The 17321-nt window shown below is 58.0% G+C and carries 10 protein-coding genes, 1 tRNA gene, 2 rRNA genes and 2 pseudogenes (1 of these 15 running past the window's edge); 8 read left to right on the top strand and 7 right to left on the bottom strand.

The features are described from left to right. The first annotated feature begins 132 nt into the window (after positions 1-132). From LZK81_RS00375 to LZK81_RS00365, 3 genes are read left to right on the top strand one after another with little or no spacing between them, the layout of a single operon-like run. The gene (locus LZK81_RS00375) at positions 133-2088 is read left to right on the top strand and encodes a glycosyltransferase family 4 protein (RefSeq protein WP_233954835.1); all 1956 of its coding nucleotides are present in this window, start codon (positions 133-135) and stop codon (positions 2086-2088) included. Positions 2089-2126: 38 nt separating this feature from the next. Then, on the top strand, positions 2127-3758 hold the full coding sequence (locus LZK81_RS00370) for a Wzz/FepE/Etk N-terminal domain-containing protein (RefSeq protein WP_233954834.1): 1632 nt from the start codon (positions 2127-2129) through the stop codon (positions 3756-3758). After that, positions 3755-4843: a glycosyltransferase family 2 protein gene (locus tag LZK81_RS00365; RefSeq protein WP_080954635.1), complete on the top strand. Its 1089-nt coding sequence runs from the start codon at positions 3755-3757 to the stop codon at positions 4841-4843. Before LZK81_RS00370 ends, LZK81_RS00365 begins: the two co-directional genes overlap by 4 nt. A 5-nt stretch (positions 4844-4848) precedes the next feature. On the opposite strand, the gene LZK81_RS00360 is transcribed toward LZK81_RS00365, so the two are convergent. Together LZK81_RS00360 and LZK81_RS00355 are read right to left on the bottom strand one after the other, a co-directional pair. Next, on the bottom strand, positions 4849-6285 hold the full coding sequence (locus tag LZK81_RS00360) for an oligosaccharide flippase family protein (protein WP_233954832.1): 1437 nt from the start codon (positions 6283-6285) through the stop codon (positions 4849-4851). 84 nt (positions 6286-6369) lie between these two features. Then, positions 6370-8334 (bottom strand): hydrolase, encoded by a 1965-nt coding sequence (locus tag LZK81_RS00355; protein WP_233954831.1) that lies wholly within the window; start codon positions 8332-8334, stop codon positions 6370-6372. A gap of 304 nt (positions 8335-8638) precedes the next feature. On the opposite strand from LZK81_RS00355, the gene LZK81_RS29300 reads away from it, so the two are divergent. The 3 genes from LZK81_RS29300 (at position 8639) to LZK81_RS00345 (ending at position 11140) form a co-directional block, all read left to right on the top strand. Beyond that, the gene (locus LZK81_RS29300) at positions 8639-8878 is read left to right on the top strand and encodes an FAD/NAD(P)-binding protein (RefSeq protein WP_326491501.1); all 240 of its coding nucleotides are present in this window, start codon (positions 8639-8641) and stop codon (positions 8876-8878) included. 71 nt (positions 8879-8949) lie between these two features. Next, positions 8950-10056, top strand: coding sequence for an FAD-binding protein (locus LZK81_RS00350; RefSeq protein ID WP_326491500.1), 1107 nt, complete (start codon positions 8950-8952; stop codon positions 10054-10056). Positions 10057-10063: 7 nt separating this feature from the next. Beyond that, positions 10064-11140, top strand: a complete 1077-nt coding sequence (locus LZK81_RS00345) for a glycosyltransferase family 4 protein (protein ID WP_233954830.1) — start codon at positions 10064-10066, stop codon at positions 11138-11140. Between the two features lie 21 nt (positions 11141-11161). Here the strand turns inward: LZK81_RS00345 and LZK81_RS00340 are convergent, their stop codons facing one another. Both LZK81_RS00340 and LZK81_RS00335 read right to left on the bottom strand, forming a co-directional pair. Continuing rightward, complete coding sequence (locus tag LZK81_RS00340; RefSeq protein ID WP_233954829.1) at positions 11162-11893, bottom strand: hypothetical protein; 732 nt, start codon at positions 11891-11893, stop codon at positions 11162-11164. Positions 11894-12008: 115 nt separating this feature from the next. Further along, positions 12009-12173 (bottom strand): hypothetical protein, encoded by a 165-nt coding sequence (locus LZK81_RS00335; protein ID WP_233954828.1) that lies wholly within the window; start codon positions 12171-12173, stop codon positions 12009-12011. 527 nt (positions 12174-12700) lie between these two features. Here LZK81_RS00335 and LZK81_RS00330 point away from each other — a divergent pair. After that, positions 12701-12886 (top strand): annotated as a pseudogene (locus LZK81_RS00330) (transposase); the annotation flags it as partial. Between the two features lie 62 nt (positions 12887-12948). Then, positions 12949-13938: pseudogene (gene tnpC, locus LZK81_RS00325) on the top strand (IS66 family transposase); the annotation flags it as partial. A 94-nt stretch (positions 13939-14032) separates the two neighbouring features. Here the strand turns inward: tnpC and LZK81_RS00320 are convergent. The 3 genes from LZK81_RS00320 to LZK81_RS00310 form a co-directional block, all read right to left on the bottom strand. Further along, positions 14033-14109: transfer RNA gene (locus tag LZK81_RS00320), tRNA-Met, on the bottom strand. Positions 14110-14364: 255 nt separating this feature from the next. Then, positions 14365-14479, bottom strand: a 5S ribosomal RNA gene (gene rrf / locus LZK81_RS00315). 260 nt (positions 14480-14739) lie between these two features. Further along, positions 14740-17321, bottom strand: a 23S ribosomal RNA gene (locus LZK81_RS00310); it runs 218 nt beyond the window's last position.

Raw genomic sequence — 17321 nt, 5'->3', positions numbered from 1 at the left:
CCCTTGGTACCCGCACATTGCCCCCCCTTTCCGCGCGAACGATGATGGAGGGCAGTCGTGAGCTCAATCGAGCACTGCGCCATCAACGGACGGTTCCTGACGCAAAGTGCGACCGGCGTTCAGCGCTATGCGATGAATGTCGTCAAGGCTCTCGACCGCACCTTCGGTCATGAAGAGCGACTACCGATAATCGCGCCCGTCGGCACGCCGGACCCGGGTTTTGCCCGACTTCCGCTGGTCACCTCCGGCGATTTCGGCGGGCACGCGTGGGAGCAGACCGTGCTTGCCCGGACTTGCCAGGGGCCACTGCTCAATCTTTGCAATTCGGCACCCGTTCTCAAGAAGGATCAGATCGTCTGCATCCATGACGCCAACATTTTCGCCGCCCCGGAAAGCTATAGCCGCGCCTTCCGTATGGCCTACTCCCGACTGCATCCGCTCCTGGTTCGACGTTCCGCTCGCATCGCCACCGTCTCTCACGCATCTGCGCGGCAACTCGCCCGCTACCTGCCTGTCCGACAGAAAGACATTGCCGTCCTTCCCAATGGCCACGAACACGCTCTCGAGTGGGACGCCCGGCTGGCGAAGGTCGCGCCGCAACTGGTCAGCGCCATAGGCGCAAGAGGCCGCCAATTCGTTCTGGCGCTTGCCTCTCGTGCCCAGCACAAAAACCTTGGCTTGCTGATGAAGGCTGCAGCGGCTCTTGACGACCTGGATATCGACATCATCGTCGCTGGCGGAGGTGCCGGTATTTTTGCCTCTGACCTTCTCGAAAAACGGCCCAACCTCCTTCTCGTGGGGCGCGTGTCGGACGACGATCTTGCCTATTTTCTGAAACACGCACTTTGTCTGGCGTTCCCCTCCATCACCGAGGGCTTCGGGCTGCCCATTGTCGAAGCCATGGCCCTGGGTTGCCCCGTCGTGGCGTCCGATTGCGCAAGCATGCCTGAAGTATGCGGTGCGGCGGCGCTGACGGCGTCTCCCTTCCAGCCGGAGGAGTGGATCAGGCATATCGCAGCCCTGAAGGGGTCCGATCTGCTCAAAGGCGAGCTGCGCGGTCAGGGCTTGGAGCAGGTGCGCAACTTTTCTTGGACGAATACCGCAGCGGGTTACCGGGAACTGCTTCAGAACCCCGGGAAAAACCTTGTTCCGCATAAATCGCCAAGGTCGAGGGAACTTAACCTGGCGGTTGTCATCGCCACCCGCGGTCGCCCGGCCGTCGTCAGCGCGACGGTGCGCCATCTTCTCGCAACCCAGACGGTTCGACCGGATACGTTGGTGGTGTCCTGCGTGGATGCGTCCGACGTCGGCGATCTGGTTTCCGATCCCAAAGTGACGATCGTCACGGGAAAGGCCGGCCTTGCAGCCCAACGCAACAAAGCGCTCGCCAACCTGCCTGCCGGAACGGACGTGGTCGTCTTTTTCGACGATGATTTCGTCGCCCACGCAAATTGGCTGGCATCCGCCATCTGCGCGTTTCGCGACGAAAGCCGCCTCGTTGGGTTGACGGGGCACGTGATCGCCGACGGAATCAAAGGCCCCGGTATCCCCTTCGATGAGGGCCTTCGCCTTTTGGATCGTGCGCCATCCCCTGGTTCGAGGTGGCATGAACCCTACAGTCCCTATGGCTGCAACATGGCCTTCCGCATGTCCGCCATAGGCGACGCAAGGTTCGACGAACGGCTGGTCCTGTACGGCTGGCTGGAGGATCGTGATTTCGCGGCCGCGCTTGCCAAGCAGGGTGGACGCTTCGTCAAATCGGATGAGGCCTGCGGCGTACATATGGGCGTCAAGAGCGGCCGCGTGAGCGGTGAGCGGCTGGGATATTCTCAGATCGTCAACCCGCTTTACATGATGCGCAAGGGCACCATGACGCTTGCGCAGGTTGCCGACCAGGTTCTGCGCAACATAGCCAGCAATTTCGGCCGGCTGTTATGGGCGGAACCGTTTATCGATCGACGCGGGAGGGTCAAAGGCAATCTCATAGGCTTTGCGGATGTTCTGCGAGGACGCCTGGAGCCTGAGCGTGCTGCTCGGTTGCCGGTATTCAGCGCTCGTCCGCTGCGAGCCGGAGGGAAGGCCAAATGACTTTCAACAGGCCTGGCCCTCTGGAGGAAGCTTCCCGCATGTGGCGCACAGATCGCGCACCGATAGGCGATGGCAGCGAAGGTCCTCTCGCGCTGCTCCGCCTGATGATCGCGCTTGCGTGGCGTAACAAGATACGGCTTGTCGCGTGCACGGCGGCGGGGTTTCTGCTCGCCTTTCTTTATGCGAACTCTCTCCCCAAGGTGTACAATGCCACGGCAACGCTTCTGCTGGAGCCGCGGCAATTTGCTTCCGCCGGCCGCGACATCAGCGGGCAACAGAACCTGGACCTGAACAGCGCCGAAAGCGAATTGCAGATCATCCGTTCGGAGCGGCTTCTATCCGCCGTCTTCGACAGCCTTGTCCTTCAGGGCGACGCCGAACTCGGTCCCCGGCCGCCGAAGGAATTCAGCGGGCTGGCGGTTCAGGTGCAGGACACGGTGTCGACGCTCGTGGACAACGGGTTGACAACGCTTGGCAAGACATCAAGGCGGGCCGAGGATGCTCTGGACCCGACCGCGGACCCCCGTGAAAACGCCCGCCGCATTGCCTTCGCGAATTTCGTCAAACGGCTGAGCGCGCGGCGGGTGGGGCAATCTTACGTCGTCGAAATCGAATTCTGGTCATACAACCAGAACCTTCCCGCCCGTGTCGCAAACGCCATGGCGTCGGGATACATCCTCCAATCGATTGCCTCAAAAGAACAGATGGCGCGCGCTGGCACGGACACGCTGCAAGGACGACTGGACGCGCTGGCTGCCCAGGTCAACGCTGCCCGAGAGGCGATGAGGAACGGCACGTTACCCGTGCTGGCCACGCCGGATGCCGATGCGCGGATCATCGGCGCAGCACTTCCGCCACTCGATCCCTCCGGCCCCCGCAAGACACTGATCGCCGCATTGGGCGGGCTGCTGGGGTTTCTGATCGGTATGTCGACCATAGCTGTCAACGTGGCCTTTGATCGCCGGGTGCGCGATACGAAGGAACTCTCGCAGGAAGCCGGCATTCCATGCCTGGCGACGGTCCCCGACACCGGAAAAACGGCAGGCATCGGGTGGCATTTCGATAGCCCGGCGCTTCAACGATACGCCAGCGTCATTCGCGACTTGAAAACCTCCGTCGATGTCGCCTGCGCATCACAACGGCGGGAAAGAAACATCGTGATTGCATTCATCGGGGCAACGGCTGCGACCGGCGTTTCGACCCTATCTCTCAGTATGGCGCAGCTTCTGAGCCGAAGCGGCCACCATGTGACGTTCTTCTATTCGGGGCTGCCGTCCATGGTCGAAGAAACATCCAGTTCCTCAACCTCCCTGGCCGACGTGGCAATCTCAGGTCTGAAGGCGGATCAGCTGTCGTTCGGCAATCTCGACGGCATTGCCACTCTGCCGATCCACTCGACGGACCCGCATATCGATATCTTTGCGGACTTCCGCCATCCCAGCGTATTGCGGATTCTGGAGACGGCTCGGTTGAAGGGAGATGTCATCTTCGATCTTCCTGCCCTTGATACTTCCTTGGATGCGCTGGCGCTGGCATTTCATGCCGATGCCGTCTTGATCGTCGCAAAGAGCGGACGCACGACAATTGACGAGGTGAAGGACGTTCACAACCAGCTACGGCGCGCCGGCGCGCCGGTGATCGGCACCGTAGTCAACAGGGTGAGGTCATGACCGCAGGCCCCGTGGCTTCCCCGCAAACACCTCCACAGGTGCAGGATTGCTCCGGATCTGAACAATCCACGGATGATCCGGAGGGCCGTATCTGCAAGCTTGCGATCATCATCACCTGCTTCAACTATTCGCAATTCATCAGGCGCGCGGTTGAAAGCGTCCTTTCGCAAAAGTGCAGGCACTGCCAGATCCTCGTGATCGACGACGGCTCCACCGATGGTTCGTGGGAGGTGATCCGCGAACTGGGGGTGCGTGCGTTTCGGCTTGCAAATGGCGGTCAACGCAGGGCCTGTCTTTTTGGCCTTGAGCATACACAGGCACCCTTCGTCCTGTTCCTCGATGCCGATGATGAGCTCCTTCCCGAGGCATTGGAGGTGATCATCGCCAACCTGGACGACGGCGTCGCGAAACTTCAGTTTCCGTTGAAGCGGATCGATGGCGACGGCAATGTCATCAGCGGCCCGATACCCGAACTCCAGGCGTTCAGAGGGCGTGAACTGGCCGGACGGGTCTTGCGTACCGGTGTCTACGCGACGCCTCCGACCTCAGGCAACGTTTTCAGACGCGACGTGTGCGAGCTCCTGAAGGACGCAGACTATGACAGGGCTGTCGATGGCATTATCCTGTTCGCGGCTCCATTCATCGGCGACGTGGTGAGCCTGCCGCAGCCGCTCGGTCTTTACCGGGTCCATGACCGCAACGATTCCGGCTTCGGTGACGAATTGAATACACAGGCTTTGCATCGGGATCTTCAGAGATTCGTCGCCAGGACGGAGCATCTACGCCGGATTCTGCCAGGCTATGGCTATCGGTCCGGTCTCGTATCCGCCGAGCATGCCTATTTCTATCGTGAGCGGCGCTTTTATCTTGCGGTAGCGGAGGACGAACGGATTTCCTTCGCCAGCCTGTCTGGGCTTGTGGGGCGGTTGTGGCGGGACAAAAATCCGCTGCGGATGAAGGTTTCCATGACACTGTTTTTCACGGCCATCAGTCTGCTTCCCAGAGATCGCGCCCGAAAGGCGCTTGCCTATCGTCTAGGCGCGGGGACCCGCTCGACGCGCGGGCTCATTCGGGCGCTGACCTGAGCGGACTATCGATCGACCAGATCAGGTCTTCCGGCTGTAAGGGCAATCCGCATGCCCAGCGCGAACAGTGTGACGAGGTAGGTGGCTGCGCCCGCGCTCGCTACCGCGATAAGCTGTATCGCGACGGGCAGACCGGACGCCGGCATTCCCGTTCGCAACCAGATGACGGCAATTGCCATGACCGCCGCGGAAGTCAGAACTTTCCAAAGGTTCCGGAGCTGCTGCCATGGCCCCGGCCCGAACAGCCGCCGCGCCTCGACAACGTAGAAAACAGCCATGACGGAAGCGACCAGGATTCGGCCAATACTCGCTCCATGGGCTGAAAAAAGATAGAAGCCGGCAGAGATCAGAACGACCCGGAAGCACAGGTCGATCGCATTGAGCCTGAAAATGACGGAAGGACGATCGAGAGCGAGGCTCGCCGAATAGAGCGTCTGGAAATACGGTATCGGAATGACTGAAAGGGCGAGCAGGCTGAGATAAGGAGCCGCGTCGCTCCATTGCGCTCCGAGCAGGATAGCGGTCACGAGATCTGCCGTCAGGGAGAGGCCGACGCAAACAGGAAGCGAAATCAGCATCGCGAAACGGCTTGCCTTGAGGAAAGCCGTCCTCATTCGGTCCGCATTCGAACTAATCTGCGAAAACGCTGCCATGACCGGCTGCAGCGCCGGGCCGATTATGCTCTGGGTCGGGATGACGGCGATGTCACTTGCAACGGCGTAGCGGCCGAGCATGGCGCTGGTTCCGGCAGAGCCGATCAGGAAACGATCAAACTGCCAATTCAAGGCGGACACCAATTGCGCCGAACTGAACCAGCCGATAAAGCCCGCAAAATCGGAGAGCCGGTTCAGCGAGAACGCAGGTCTGTAAGGGGCCACGGCATAAGAAGCGACGGTGGCGACAAATGCGGTGGTCACGAAATTGACGACGATCGCCCAATAGCCGCCTCCGGCAGCCACGGTGGCGACAGCGGCCACAAAAGCGCAGAGCTTGCTGATCGTTTCAATCGCGAATGTCGGGCGGAATTCGAGCGCGCGGGCAAAATGCACCATGGCAGGACTCATGAATCCCTTCGCGATAGGGCCGAGCGCCATGGCGGCGATCACCGGAACGAGCAGGGGATTTCCATTCACCAGCGAATACGGCCAGGTCGCGACAAGGAAGATCACGGCGATCGCCGAACTTCTCAACACACCGAGTGTGAAGCCGGTATCAAGGTGGCTCTTATCGAGTACCGGCAGTCGCACCAGTGCCTGGGTGACCGGAACCTCCAGAACCGTATCGATGACCACGACCAGCGCCATTGCGAGCGCCGCCAGTCCAAATTCCGCCGGGGACAACAGGCGAGCCAGAATGAGTACGTTGAAAAAGTCGATAAACCGTCCGACAAAGCGGGAAAAGACGAGCCAACTGGCTCCTTTGAGAGCTGCGAACGCAAGCATTCTTCACCATGCCTCTGTCTCACTACCGGGCTCCAACAAGAAAGCCTGCTTCGTTCCGTCGTTGGTATTGTCCTCGAATGCGCTTCAACGGTTCAGTTTGGCCGAGAAGCCTCGAAGGACATGCGCCATTCCAACGGCGCGGAGCAAGGCCGGCTTCAACCGCGGAAACTCCTGCGCAATCGCTCCTTCGCGCCACAGCTGAGATTTCACCGCCATCAACTTGCGTGCCATCCCGGCTCGTGTCGCCGGTGCAACCGTCGCGATGAATTCACCTCGCCCGAAATCAACCGATCGGGGAGCGACGCCCAAGGCGACCATGTCCGCCTTGGACGGATTTATGATCGCTTGTTTAAGTCTCAGCCAGGCTCGATCCGCATCGCCTAGGACCTGCGCGCCGCTGGAGAGACCATCGATGTAGCGTAGCGCGCCGGTGAGAAGCGGATTGCCAGCGGCTGGATCGAGCCTGCCGAAGCGAATCTCTCCCGAATTGCCGAGCACCGTGCCGTCATGTCCCATGCTGAGCGTTTTGACGGAAGGTATGGCCGGCTCAAAAAGACTCTCGATGATGTGCCAGTACCGCAGGACCACTGTCCTCGTCTTGAAGGGATTGTAGAAGCGATCCTCCACCACGAGACCCGCCACATTGGGAAAATGGTCTTCGCTAAGCCCCTTGTAATTGCATCGCGCAAACTGCACCGTTTCGAAACGATGCTCCGGTAGCCCGGCGGACAGAAGCCTTTGGGTGCTGCCGTAGAGCCCGGTGTCGCAGAGGATAATACGTTTGGCATCACCTGCGATTTGCCCGATATGGATCTTGAAGCAGGCATTCTGACTGTCGATGTCTTGCGCGACAACGCTGCCGGCAGTCGTATCGAGCATGTCGAAAAAGCGGCTCGCATCGAAAACCTGCCGCCACTCGTCGGGGAGATCATAAGAACCGTTACCGAGCGCATGTGCAACGGCGGCGAAACTTGCGCATTCGAATTCGCGCGCAAGCTCATCGAGCGCAGCCGGGCTTCTGGCCGCCACCGCTGAGCGCGCAGCAATCAGGCGCGAAATCAGGATATTCTCGCGTTTTAACGAAAGAGGCAGGTCGAGCACGGATTGGAGGCGTTCGAAAGCTTCCCGTATGCCAAGTCCCCCGCGCGCGCAAAACAGCATCGTCGCATCACGGTCCGAACTCACCTGCTGCCCATATAGCCATAAAAAGAGACAGAATTCTGCGACGATCGGGCCGAATACATGTTCGCCGAAGTGAACCTGATCGCCGATCGGCGGTATCACCCCGCGGGAGGCCGATCCACTTCTGACTTGCCGCAGCCCTTCTGCCAGGGCTCCGTTGCCTTTTGAAACGAGCCGCTTGAGGCGGGTCTTCGGCATATGGATGGTCTGTATCCCCATGCTCTTTGGTACGAGGCAATCGGCAAGGAGGTCATCGCCGATGTGCAGGGTGCGCGAAGCGTCCACCCTTTCAGCCTCCAGAACCAGAGAAAACAGATCGCCCTGTCGCTTGCTGGCCTTCAGGTCCGCGCTTGAATAGATCTTGTCCACGAGGCCGGGGCCGTGAAAATGGTCGATGAGTTCGCCGACTTTTTCACCGGACAGCCCCGTATCGGTGATCGCCACGACCCTCACACCGGCTTGACGATGGCGCCTCAACAGCATGGCAAAATCGCCATTCGCAAAAAGCGCCCGCTTTTCGATTTCAATCTCGATAGCGATCCGCTTCTCTATTACGGAGCGCGACAGCCCGAGAATGGCGAGTTGGCGGCAGATGACATCGGAAAGGCACACCTCGCCCCGGCCGCCTCCCATGTTCAGGGCACGATATGCCATCTTTTCGGCAAGCAGTCTGGCCCGGATCAGTTCGTCGGGGCACATGGGCGAACCCTGGCCTTGCAGAAAGCGGGCAAACATCTTTTCACCCGCAATGATGCGCGACCGCTGGGACAGGCCGTTGCGCAACAAGAGGGTATCGAACACGTCTGTCGCAATCAGCTCTATGGAATGAAGGGGTCGATTGAGATCATCGAGGCTCCAGCGCGGCATCCAGCATTCCCCTCGCAAGTTACCGGAACAAGCGCGCCTTGACGGACCAGCGCCAATCCAAAATCCCTGACCGAAGTTTCCCCCGAACGCATCCGCAGAAGAAGGACGCATCCGTACCTATGGCGGAGTGTAACAGACATAGACAAATGCCTTCAAGTTAAATTACTATATACCAATTAGTATATCTGCCAAAAATATAACCATTCCGGTATTTATTTGAGCAATAACGAGATGTATCAAATATATATTGAATTTCTTTCGCCATAATAACTCAGAAGTACTAGATCAAACGATGGAGACCTGCATGCAGGAGACGAAGTTCCCTACCCCGCAAAAGGCAGCGGACCTTGAGTATGATGCCATTGTTTTGGGAGCGGGGGTTAGCGGCCTCGTTTCGGCTGCCGTGTTGGCCAACCAAGGATGTCAGCAAATCCTGATTGTCGACGAATACGGCCACATCGGCGGGAACCACATGGACTGGTCGACGAATGGATATACATTCGACATGGGAAGCCTGATTTTCCAGGACGATTCCCCCTACTGACGCATTTTCCCGAACTCCTCCCTCTCTATGTGCCGATTGAGCCTCGCTGGGGTCGATTGAACCCCCAGAAAATGGTCACGGATTATCCGATTTCGCTGCGGGATGATATTTTGCGCGCCGGCGCCAAAGGGATGATGCGCATCTTCGGGTCGGTGTTCTATGCACGCCTGTTCCAGCGCGAAATGCGCAACGCAAGAGACTTTTCACGCTACTGGATCGGCGCCGAGCTTCTCCGGCGGTCCGGCCTGGAATCCTATATGCGGAGGTTTTACGGGATCGCGCTTGATCAGATCGACATCGATCTGGCGAAGAAAAGGATGCTGTGGATCAGCGAACATGCCTCGCTGGGCAACCTTGCTCGTCGCCTTTTTCGTACCCGACGCCAGGGCCCGACCAACAAGCAGCTTGCCCGCCCCAAATCCGGATTTGCGCCTCTTTACCGGCTCGCTCAACAAAACCTGGAGAAACGAGGGGTGCAATTCGCGCTGGGCGTCAAACCAGTCGCAATCGATCGATTGGAGAACGGCTTTCAATTGAGGCTGGAGGGCCGGGTGATTACCGCAGGTCGGCTGTTTTCGACGATTCCGATCGAGCGGGTGCAGGCCCTGTGCGCCGTCGAGCGACAGCACGTTCTCAATACCACCACCCTGATCAGCCTCTATTTCAGCTTCAGCGGAGAGCGTGGCTTTCAGCAGCCGATCGTCTACAACTTCTCGCATGATGGCGCATGGAAGCGGTTGACGGTCTATTCCGACTTCTACGGCCGGACCCACGGGCGGGAATATTTCGCGGTCGAAGTCGTTGCCGATCGACCGGATAGCCCGGTTGAGGTGGCCGAGTTGGATTTTCGCGCGCATGTTTCGGCGAACGGGTTGTTTCGAGGGGATCTGAAACTCGAAGGCGCCCAAGTCCTGACCAATGCCTATCCCGTCTACAGCCGGGACGCCGCCCGCCAGGCGGATGAAGCCATCGCTGCACTGCGTGCGTTTGGAATACAGTCCTACGGACGCCACGGCGGGTTCAACTACCAGCCGACGGCACGTGTCTCCACCCTCGATGCGGAAGCCGCCCTCGGATTCGAACGGAAGGCCCCTCAACCGCCGGGAGCGATCGAAGCTTCTCCTCACAAGGAGCAGGCACCCTCGCCGCTTCTGATATCCTCTCCCACAACCCCGTGAGCCCCCTATGCGGATCATGCATGTTCTGAACCACACCAGGCGATTGAACGGCAATGTGCATGCGGCTGTCGACCTCGCCTGCGCTCAGGTAAAGCTCGGCCACACTGTCTGCATGGCAAGCGGTGGAGGCGATTTCGACGGATTGCTTGCACGCAACAGGGTAGAAACGTTCTTCGTCGATCAGCAGAGAAAGCCTCTCACCGTACTCAGGTCACTTTGGGCGCTGCGACGCCTCATCCGCGACTGGAAGCCGGATATCGTGCATGCGCATATGATGACGAGCGCTGTTCTCTCGGTCCCCGCCAGTCGTTTATCGTCGACGCCGCTTATTACTACCGTTCACAATGCATTCGAAAAAAGCGCCGTGCTGATGGGGCTTGGCACATGTGTGATTGCCGTTAGCCAAGCCGTTGGAAAGTCGATGCAGGAGCGCGGCATAGCGGCGTCGAAACTGCACGTCGTTCTCAACGGCACAATCGGATCGGCTCGGTTCGAAGGGCGCGACAGGACGCCTGCGTCCCTTCGCAGTCCAAGCATACTTTTCGTCGGAGGGCTGCATCCCAGAAAAGGGCTGCCCGACCTCCTGGAAGCCTTCCGCCTGGCGCACAAGGAATATCCCGACAGCCATCTTTATATCGCCGGCGGCGGCCTGTTCGAAGCCGCCTACCGGCAATTGGCCAACGAAACGGGCTGCGCAAACGCCATCACATTTGTCGGCGCCATCGACGAACCCTTTCCCTACATGTTAGGCGCCGACATCTTTGTGCTTCCTTCCCATGCCGATCCTGCTCCGCTCGTCCTGTCGGAAGCGCGCGAGGCGGCCTGTGCGGTGATCGGCACGGAGGTGGATGGCATCCCGCAGCTGCTCGGTTTCGGAGAGGCCGGGGTCCTTGTCCCACCGCGCGATCCACAAGCCTTGGCAGCCGTTCTCTGCGACCTGCTGGCGGATCCCGAGCGGCTGGATATGTGGAAGGGGCGGAGTCAGCTGCATATCAACAATCTGACGATCGAACGCGTCGCCCGCGAGACGCTCAGCGTCTACAAGTCCGCCCTGTCGCCTGGAGCCGCGGTCGTCCCGGCCTAGTCGGCGACGGGAAATATCGGATTAACCCCGGCCGAGCTGCCGCTTCAGGTAACTGTCGGCGTGCGGATCGGCATAATGGAACAGCGCCGTCGCCCGCACAGCGCCTTCGTCGACAGGCTCATTCGTGTGAATGCTGCGATAGCCCCAGAAGAGATAGAGATTGCCCGGAACCAACGACACATGCTTGATGCCCTTTCCACCTGGTGCGCGGCTGCGCAGGATGCGTTGAGTGAGCGCATTGTCGAGGATCGCTTTGTCGGCGAGATTAAAGAGGTAGTTCGATCGGATTCCGCGGGTATTGGGGATAATCAAGAAATCGCCGCGCTTACCGAATTTCGGGATTTCGATCGGTAGCAGGGCCGTGATCGCGTAGGAATCATAGTGAAATATCAAGGAGTGTTCCGTCACGCTTTTACCCGTAAGGCAGCGAAGAATCTGATAGAACTTAACGTCAGGCGCAGGCCGGCCTAAGCCGATGGAATAGAGGCGGGAAAAGAGGGCCTTGAATTCCGGGGAATTGCCGAGGTCGTCGAGGCCTGATCCCGCGAGCTCATCGCTTTTCAGCGAAATCGTCTGGCGGCCCTCGCGCGTAATCGCGGAGGCGACAAAATTTTGCATCTGGCTGAGATCTTCGGCTGCCAGGAAGTTGGGAGAGCAAAAAATTCCGTCTTTGTCGATCTGCAGAGCGACGTCACGAACGTCCCTATCCGATAGCGCAGACAGCCAGTATTTGGCATTGCTGAGATAAGACATGGCAGGCTCCGTATCGGCGCGTGGTTCTGTTCCTGGAACGTATCAGAAACACTAGGATCAGGCGATCAACAGGATCATCCGGAAAACCGAGCCGACTTGGCGCGGCGGCCGAGGCTCAATCGACCCTTCCTATGCGCAGCCGCCGCCTGGGCAAAGCCGGCAGCACGTGATCGTCCTGGTTTCCTTCCAACGGCAACGGCGAGGTCATCCGCTCCGGATCAAGCACCCGCCATTCTCTTTCAAGCCGCAGCCTGATGGATATCCAGATGTCGTTCGTCATAACTCACCCTTCGATCAGGATAAAAATCGGTCATTCCAAGGAGTCAAACTACGATGATTTCCGCCTAACCTCGGACCATACCATGTAGAAGATACCCGCGAAATAGCCGGATTGCATAAGAATGAAGCAAACCAAAGTATAAGCAAGAGAATTAAGGAAATCTACCTGGTAGTTATATGTAATTATACCAAGGATAATCGAAGCAATGGTCATCTGCGCCAACGCTGCTGGAGCCAGCAATTTCATCGATTTTCTCAAGAACAAGCTCATGCGCGCCACTCGCTTCGCTGGTCTTCCTAATGCACCAACACACCATTCAGGCCATTGACGGTTCAAGGCTTCACCGCTTTCCGCCCTTCGATGAGAAAAGACGGGAATGCGCCTCCGCTTCGGAACTCGAAGCGAACAGCAAATCGCACCGGGAAGGAAGAAGCTCTTTGTGATGATGCACTACGCCCTATGACGTAAATCCACGCCGGGGCCCGGACCGTGCCGGGCAAGCGAGACGCCGACAGGAGCTAGTTTTTATGGTGTGGCACGTGGGACGCGACGGCCGACGTCGGTATGATCCAGCCTCGAGAGGTCGGCTTGTCGCGGCGTGTTTAGAGCCCGGCGTTTCGGTCTCACGGCTGGCGTTGGAACAAGGCGTCAATGCCAATCTCGTTCGGAAATGGATAAAGAAGGCCCAGCAGGTTCGGTCTGGGCCTGTGGCTTCGGCCCATTCCGGTGCAGCGGGGCTGGCTGGGATACGCACTCCACTTCTGACGATGAATCCAACACGCCTGTCGTGATCGCGCCAATGCCGACGCAGCCCCTGCCGGGCAGTATCGCCACGGCCTCGACGCGGGACTTTGCCCTCGTTCACAAATATGTCGACGGCACACCGCTTTATCGCGTGGCTCAGACATTTCGAGCGTGCCGGCGTCCCGATCAGTCGCGGCGCTCTTGCTCACTGGTTAGTCGGTTCGAGCGAGAAGCATCTGCACCGCATCTATGATGCGCTGAAACTGCGGTTGCGATCGCAGCCTCTCATTCATGGCGACGAGACGACGGTTCAGGTCCTGAAGGAGAAGGACAAGGAAGCCATCAGCGCATCGTATATGTGGGCTTGTCGCAGCGGCAGGACAGTGACGAGCCGATCACTGCTTGATTATCAACCGGGCCGCGGTCGGATTAGCCCCCGGACCTTCCTTGGCAATTACCGCGGCATATACTGATGAGTGACGGCTACACAGCCTAGCGCACATTGGATGATGCGACCCATGTAGGATGCCCATGGCCGATTCACGGCGGCGCTTCGTCGGGGCTCTTAAAACCAGGAAGAAAGGGGGGCGGACCGCCGGAACAGGCGCTCCGGTTCTTCGAACGGCTCTACCTGATCGAAAGGCTGGCTAGAGACTGGCTCGACGGCATCGCCCCAAAGGTCGTGCCGGATACCAAGCTCGGCGATGCCGTCTCCTACACTTTGAACCGGTGGGATTATCTGACGCACTACATCAGCGATGGCAGGATGCCGATCGATAACAACATTCTGGAACGTGACATCAGAGTTTTTGCCACCGGCCGGAAATCCTGGTTGTTCAGCGATACGGTCGACGGGGCCAAGGCCAGCGCCGTAATCTACAGCTTGATGCTGACCTGCCGTGCCTGCGGCGTCGAGCCGTCATCGTGGTTGCGCCACGTGCTCACCGAGTTGCCGCAGCGCAACGAGGACGCCGATATCGGCGACTTGCTATCCTTCAACTCCTCCAAAACCACCCCAGCTCTGGAAGAGCTCATGAGCCGATCGGGGACGATTGACCAGAAACGCCAAGATCCCCGTGGTGGGGCTTTGTTGTTGATCGTTTGCGTTTGATGTTTGGTTGCGGGGGCAGGATTTGAACCTGCGGCCTTCAGGTTATGAGCCTGACGAGCTACCGGGCTGCTCCACCCCGCGTAATAAGGTTTTTGCCTACGGCAAAAGACCGTGCGCAAAACCGTTTTGGTTTTGTCGCGTTGGCGTAACCGCTTGGGCGGTTATGCCTTCTGCAGGAGCAAATTGCCGAAGGCGATTTACTCCTGTAAGGGACGCAGAACGATTGCACCCCGAAGTTTTCATATTCTGCACAGCAAAAGGGCCGCTTTGTGGGCGGCCCTTGGGTCGGCCAGGGGCCGCAGATTTCGTGATGAGAAGATATGTTGCGTTTGGCAGACCTGGCAGCGACCTACTCTCCCGCGTCTTGAGACGGAGTACCATTGGCGCAGGGGCGTTTCACGGCCGTGTTCGGAATGGGAACGGGTGCGGCCGCCCCGCAATGACCACCAGGTCAGCGAAGCGCAACATTTGAGAAGCTGGTTGAGGCGAACCTCATTTTTTAGTCTTTGAACACGTCTTTGAACCTTTCCAGATCTGACGAGTGCTTTTGGCACCCATACAGGCCAGCGGCCGTCGCCTTTCGGTTTTTGCCTTCAGGCAAAATACCGTTTGGCGGGCCGTCCGCAGCGTAGCGACCCATTGGGTCGCGTCAGCGTCAGGACAAAGGTCTCAGGCACATCGAACTTCGTTCGATGAGCATAATCAATGAGAACGATCAAGCCAATCGGGCGATTAGTACCGGTAAGCTTCATGCATTGCTGCACGTCCACACCCGGCCTATCAACGTGGTCGTCTTCCACGGCCCTGATAGGGAATACTCGTTTTCAGGTTGGTTTCCCGCTTAGATGCCTTCAGCGGTTATCCATTCCATATATAGCTACCCTGCTATGCCCTTGGCAGGACAACAGGTCCACCAGAGATATGTCCATCCCGGTCCTCTCGTACTAGGGACAGATCCTGTCAATATTCCTACACCCACGGCAGATAGGGACCGAACTGTCTCACGACGTTCTGAACCCAGCTCACGTACCGCTTTAATTGGCGAACAGCCAAACCCTTGGGACCTGCTCCAGCCCCAGGATGCGATGAGCCGACATCGAGGTGCCAAACAACCCCGTCGATATGGACTCTTGGGGGTCATCAGCCTGTTATCCCCGGCGTACCTTTTATCCGTTGAGCGATGGCCCTTCCACGCGGGACCACCGGATCACTATGACCGACTTTCGTCTCTGCTCGACTTGTCAGTCTCGCAGTCAGGCGGGCTTATGCCATTGCACTCGACGACCGATTTCCGACCGGTCTGAGCCCACCATCGCGCGCCTCCGTTACTCTTTCGGAGGCGACCGCCCCAGTCAAACTACCCACCATACACTGTCCCGGATCCGGATGACGGACCGCGGTTAGACATCCATGACGATAAGGGTGGTATTTCAAGGATGGCTCCACGAGAACTGGCGTCCCCGCTTCAAAGCCTACCACCTATCCTACACATGCCGACACGAATGCCAGTGTAAAGCTATAGTAAAGGTGCACGGGGTCTTTCCGTCTGACCGCAGGAACCCCGCATCTTCACGGGGAATTCAATTTCACTGAGTCTATGTTGGAGACAGCGGGGAAGTCGTTACGCCATTCGTGCAGGTCGGAACTTACCCGACAAGGAATTTCGCTACCTTAGGACCGTTATAGTTACGGCCGCCGTTTACTGGGGCTTCGATTCAAAGCTTGCACCTCTCCTCTTAACCTTCCAGCACCGGGCAGGCGTCAGACCCTATACGTCGTCTTTAGACTTCGCAGAGCCCTGTGTTTTTGATAAACAGTCGCTACCCCCTGGTCTGTGCCACCCCATTATGGTTGCCCAAAATGGGGTCACGCTTCTTCCGAAGTTACGCGTGCAATTTGCCGAGTTCCTTCAACATAGTTCTCTCAAGCGCCTTGGTATACTCTACCTGACCACCTGTGTCGGTTTCGGGTACGGTCTATACGGTGGAGCTATTTCCTGGAACCGCCCCACTGCCCAACCAATCCAATAAGGTTGAACAATTTTTGCGATCCGTCACTACCACCAGGCCCACGAATATTAACGTGGTTCCCATCACCTACGCATTTCTGCCTCGGCTTAGGGGCCGGCTAACCCTGCTCAGATTAACTTTAAGCAGGAACCCTTGGTCTTTCGGCGAGAGGGTCTCTCACCCTCTTTATCGTTACTCATGTCAACATTCGCACTTCCGATACCTCCAGAGGCCCTCACGGGTCCTCCTTCACAGGCTTACGGAACGCTCCGCTACCACACGTGACAAGTCACGTATCCTCAGCTTCGGTGCATGGCTTTAGCCCCGTTACATTTTCGGCGCAAAGACCCTTAATTAGACCAGTGAGCTGTTACGCTTTCTTTAAATGATGGCTGCTTCTAAGCCAACATCCTGGTTGTTTTGGGATCCTCACATCCTTTCCCACTTAGCCATGACTTGGGGACCTTAGCTGGAGGTCAGGGTTGTTTCCCTTTTCACGACGGACGTTAGCACCCGCCGTGTGTCTGCCGATTAGTACTCCCGGGTATTCGGAGTTTGGTTAGGATCAGTAAGACGGTGAGTCCCCATAGCCCATCCAGTGCTCTACCCCCCGGGGTATTCGATCGACGCACTACCTAAATAGTTTTCGCGGAGAACCAGCTATTTCCGAGTTTGATTGGCCTTTCACCCCTAGCCACAAGTCATCCCAATCTATTGCAACAGATGCGGGTTCGGTCCTCCAGTTGGTGTTACCCAACCTTCAACCTGCTCATGGCTAGATCACTCGGTTTCGGGTCTAATGCAACTAACTGAACGCCCTGTTCAGACTCGCTTTCGCTGCGCCTACACCTACCGGCTTAAGCTTGCTAGTTACACTAAGTCGTTGACCCATTATACAAAAGGTACGCCGTCAGGGTTGCCCCCTCCGACTGTTTGTAGGCATCCGGTTTCAGGTTCTATTTCACTCCCCTTGTCGGGGTGCTTTTCACCTTTCCCTCACGGTACTTGTTCGCTATCGGTCATGCACGAGTACTTAGGCTTGGAGAGTGGTCTCCCCATGTTCAGACAGGATTTCACGTGTCCCGCCCTACTCTAGGACAATCAGTGTTCTACGCCTACGGGGCTATCACCCGCTACGGCCGCCTTTTCCAAAGCGTTCGGCTTTATTCCTGATTGCCACTGGCCTGGTCCGTGTTCGCTCGCCACTACTTACGGAGTCTCGGTTGATGTCCTTTCCTGCAGGTACTTAGATGTTTCAGTTCCCTGCGTTCGCTTCTTACCCCT

Source organism: Neorhizobium galegae (assembly GCF_021391675.1).
In the GTDB taxonomy this organism is placed as follows: Bacteria; Pseudomonadota; Alphaproteobacteria; order Rhizobiales; family Rhizobiaceae; genus Neorhizobium; species Neorhizobium galegae_B.
This window is presented reverse-complemented; position numbering and strand designations above follow the sequence as displayed.

Excerpts from the sequence above, each read along its gene's own strand:
- LZK81_RS00355 (WP_233954831.1), bottom strand. The coding sequence starts at position 8,334 with ATGCCGCGCTGGAGCCTCGATGATCTCAATCGACCCCTTCATTCCATA.
- LZK81_RS29300 (WP_326491501.1), top strand. The coding sequence starts at position 8,639 with ATGCAGGAGACGAAGTTCCCTACCCCGCAAAAGGCAGCGGACCTTGAG.
- LZK81_RS00370 (WP_233954834.1), top strand. The coding sequence starts at position 2,127 with ATGTGGCGCACAGATCGCGCACCGATAGGCGATGGCAGCGAAGGTCCT.
- LZK81_RS00375 (WP_233954835.1), top strand. The coding sequence starts at position 133 with ATGAATGTCGTCAAGGCTCTCGACCGCACCTTCGGTCATGAAGAGCGA.
- LZK81_RS00360 (WP_233954832.1), bottom strand. The coding sequence starts at position 6,285 with ATGCTTGCGTTCGCAGCTCTCAAAGGAGCCAGTTGGCTCGTCTTTTCC.
- LZK81_RS00365 (WP_080954635.1), top strand. The coding sequence starts at position 3,755 with ATGACCGCAGGCCCCGTGGCTTCCCCGCAAACACCTCCACAGGTGCAG.
- LZK81_RS00335 (WP_233954828.1), bottom strand. The coding sequence starts at position 12,173 with ATGACGAACGACATCTGGATATCCATCAGGCTGCGGCTTGAAAGAGAA.
- LZK81_RS00345 (WP_233954830.1), top strand. The coding sequence starts at position 10,064 with ATGCGGATCATGCATGTTCTGAACCACACCAGGCGATTGAACGGCAAT.
- LZK81_RS00350 (WP_326491500.1), top strand. The coding sequence starts at position 8,950 with ATGGTCACGGATTATCCGATTTCGCTGCGGGATGATATTTTGCGCGCC.
- LZK81_RS00340 (WP_233954829.1), bottom strand. The coding sequence starts at position 11,893 with ATGTCTTATCTCAGCAATGCCAAATACTGGCTGTCTGCGCTATCGGAT.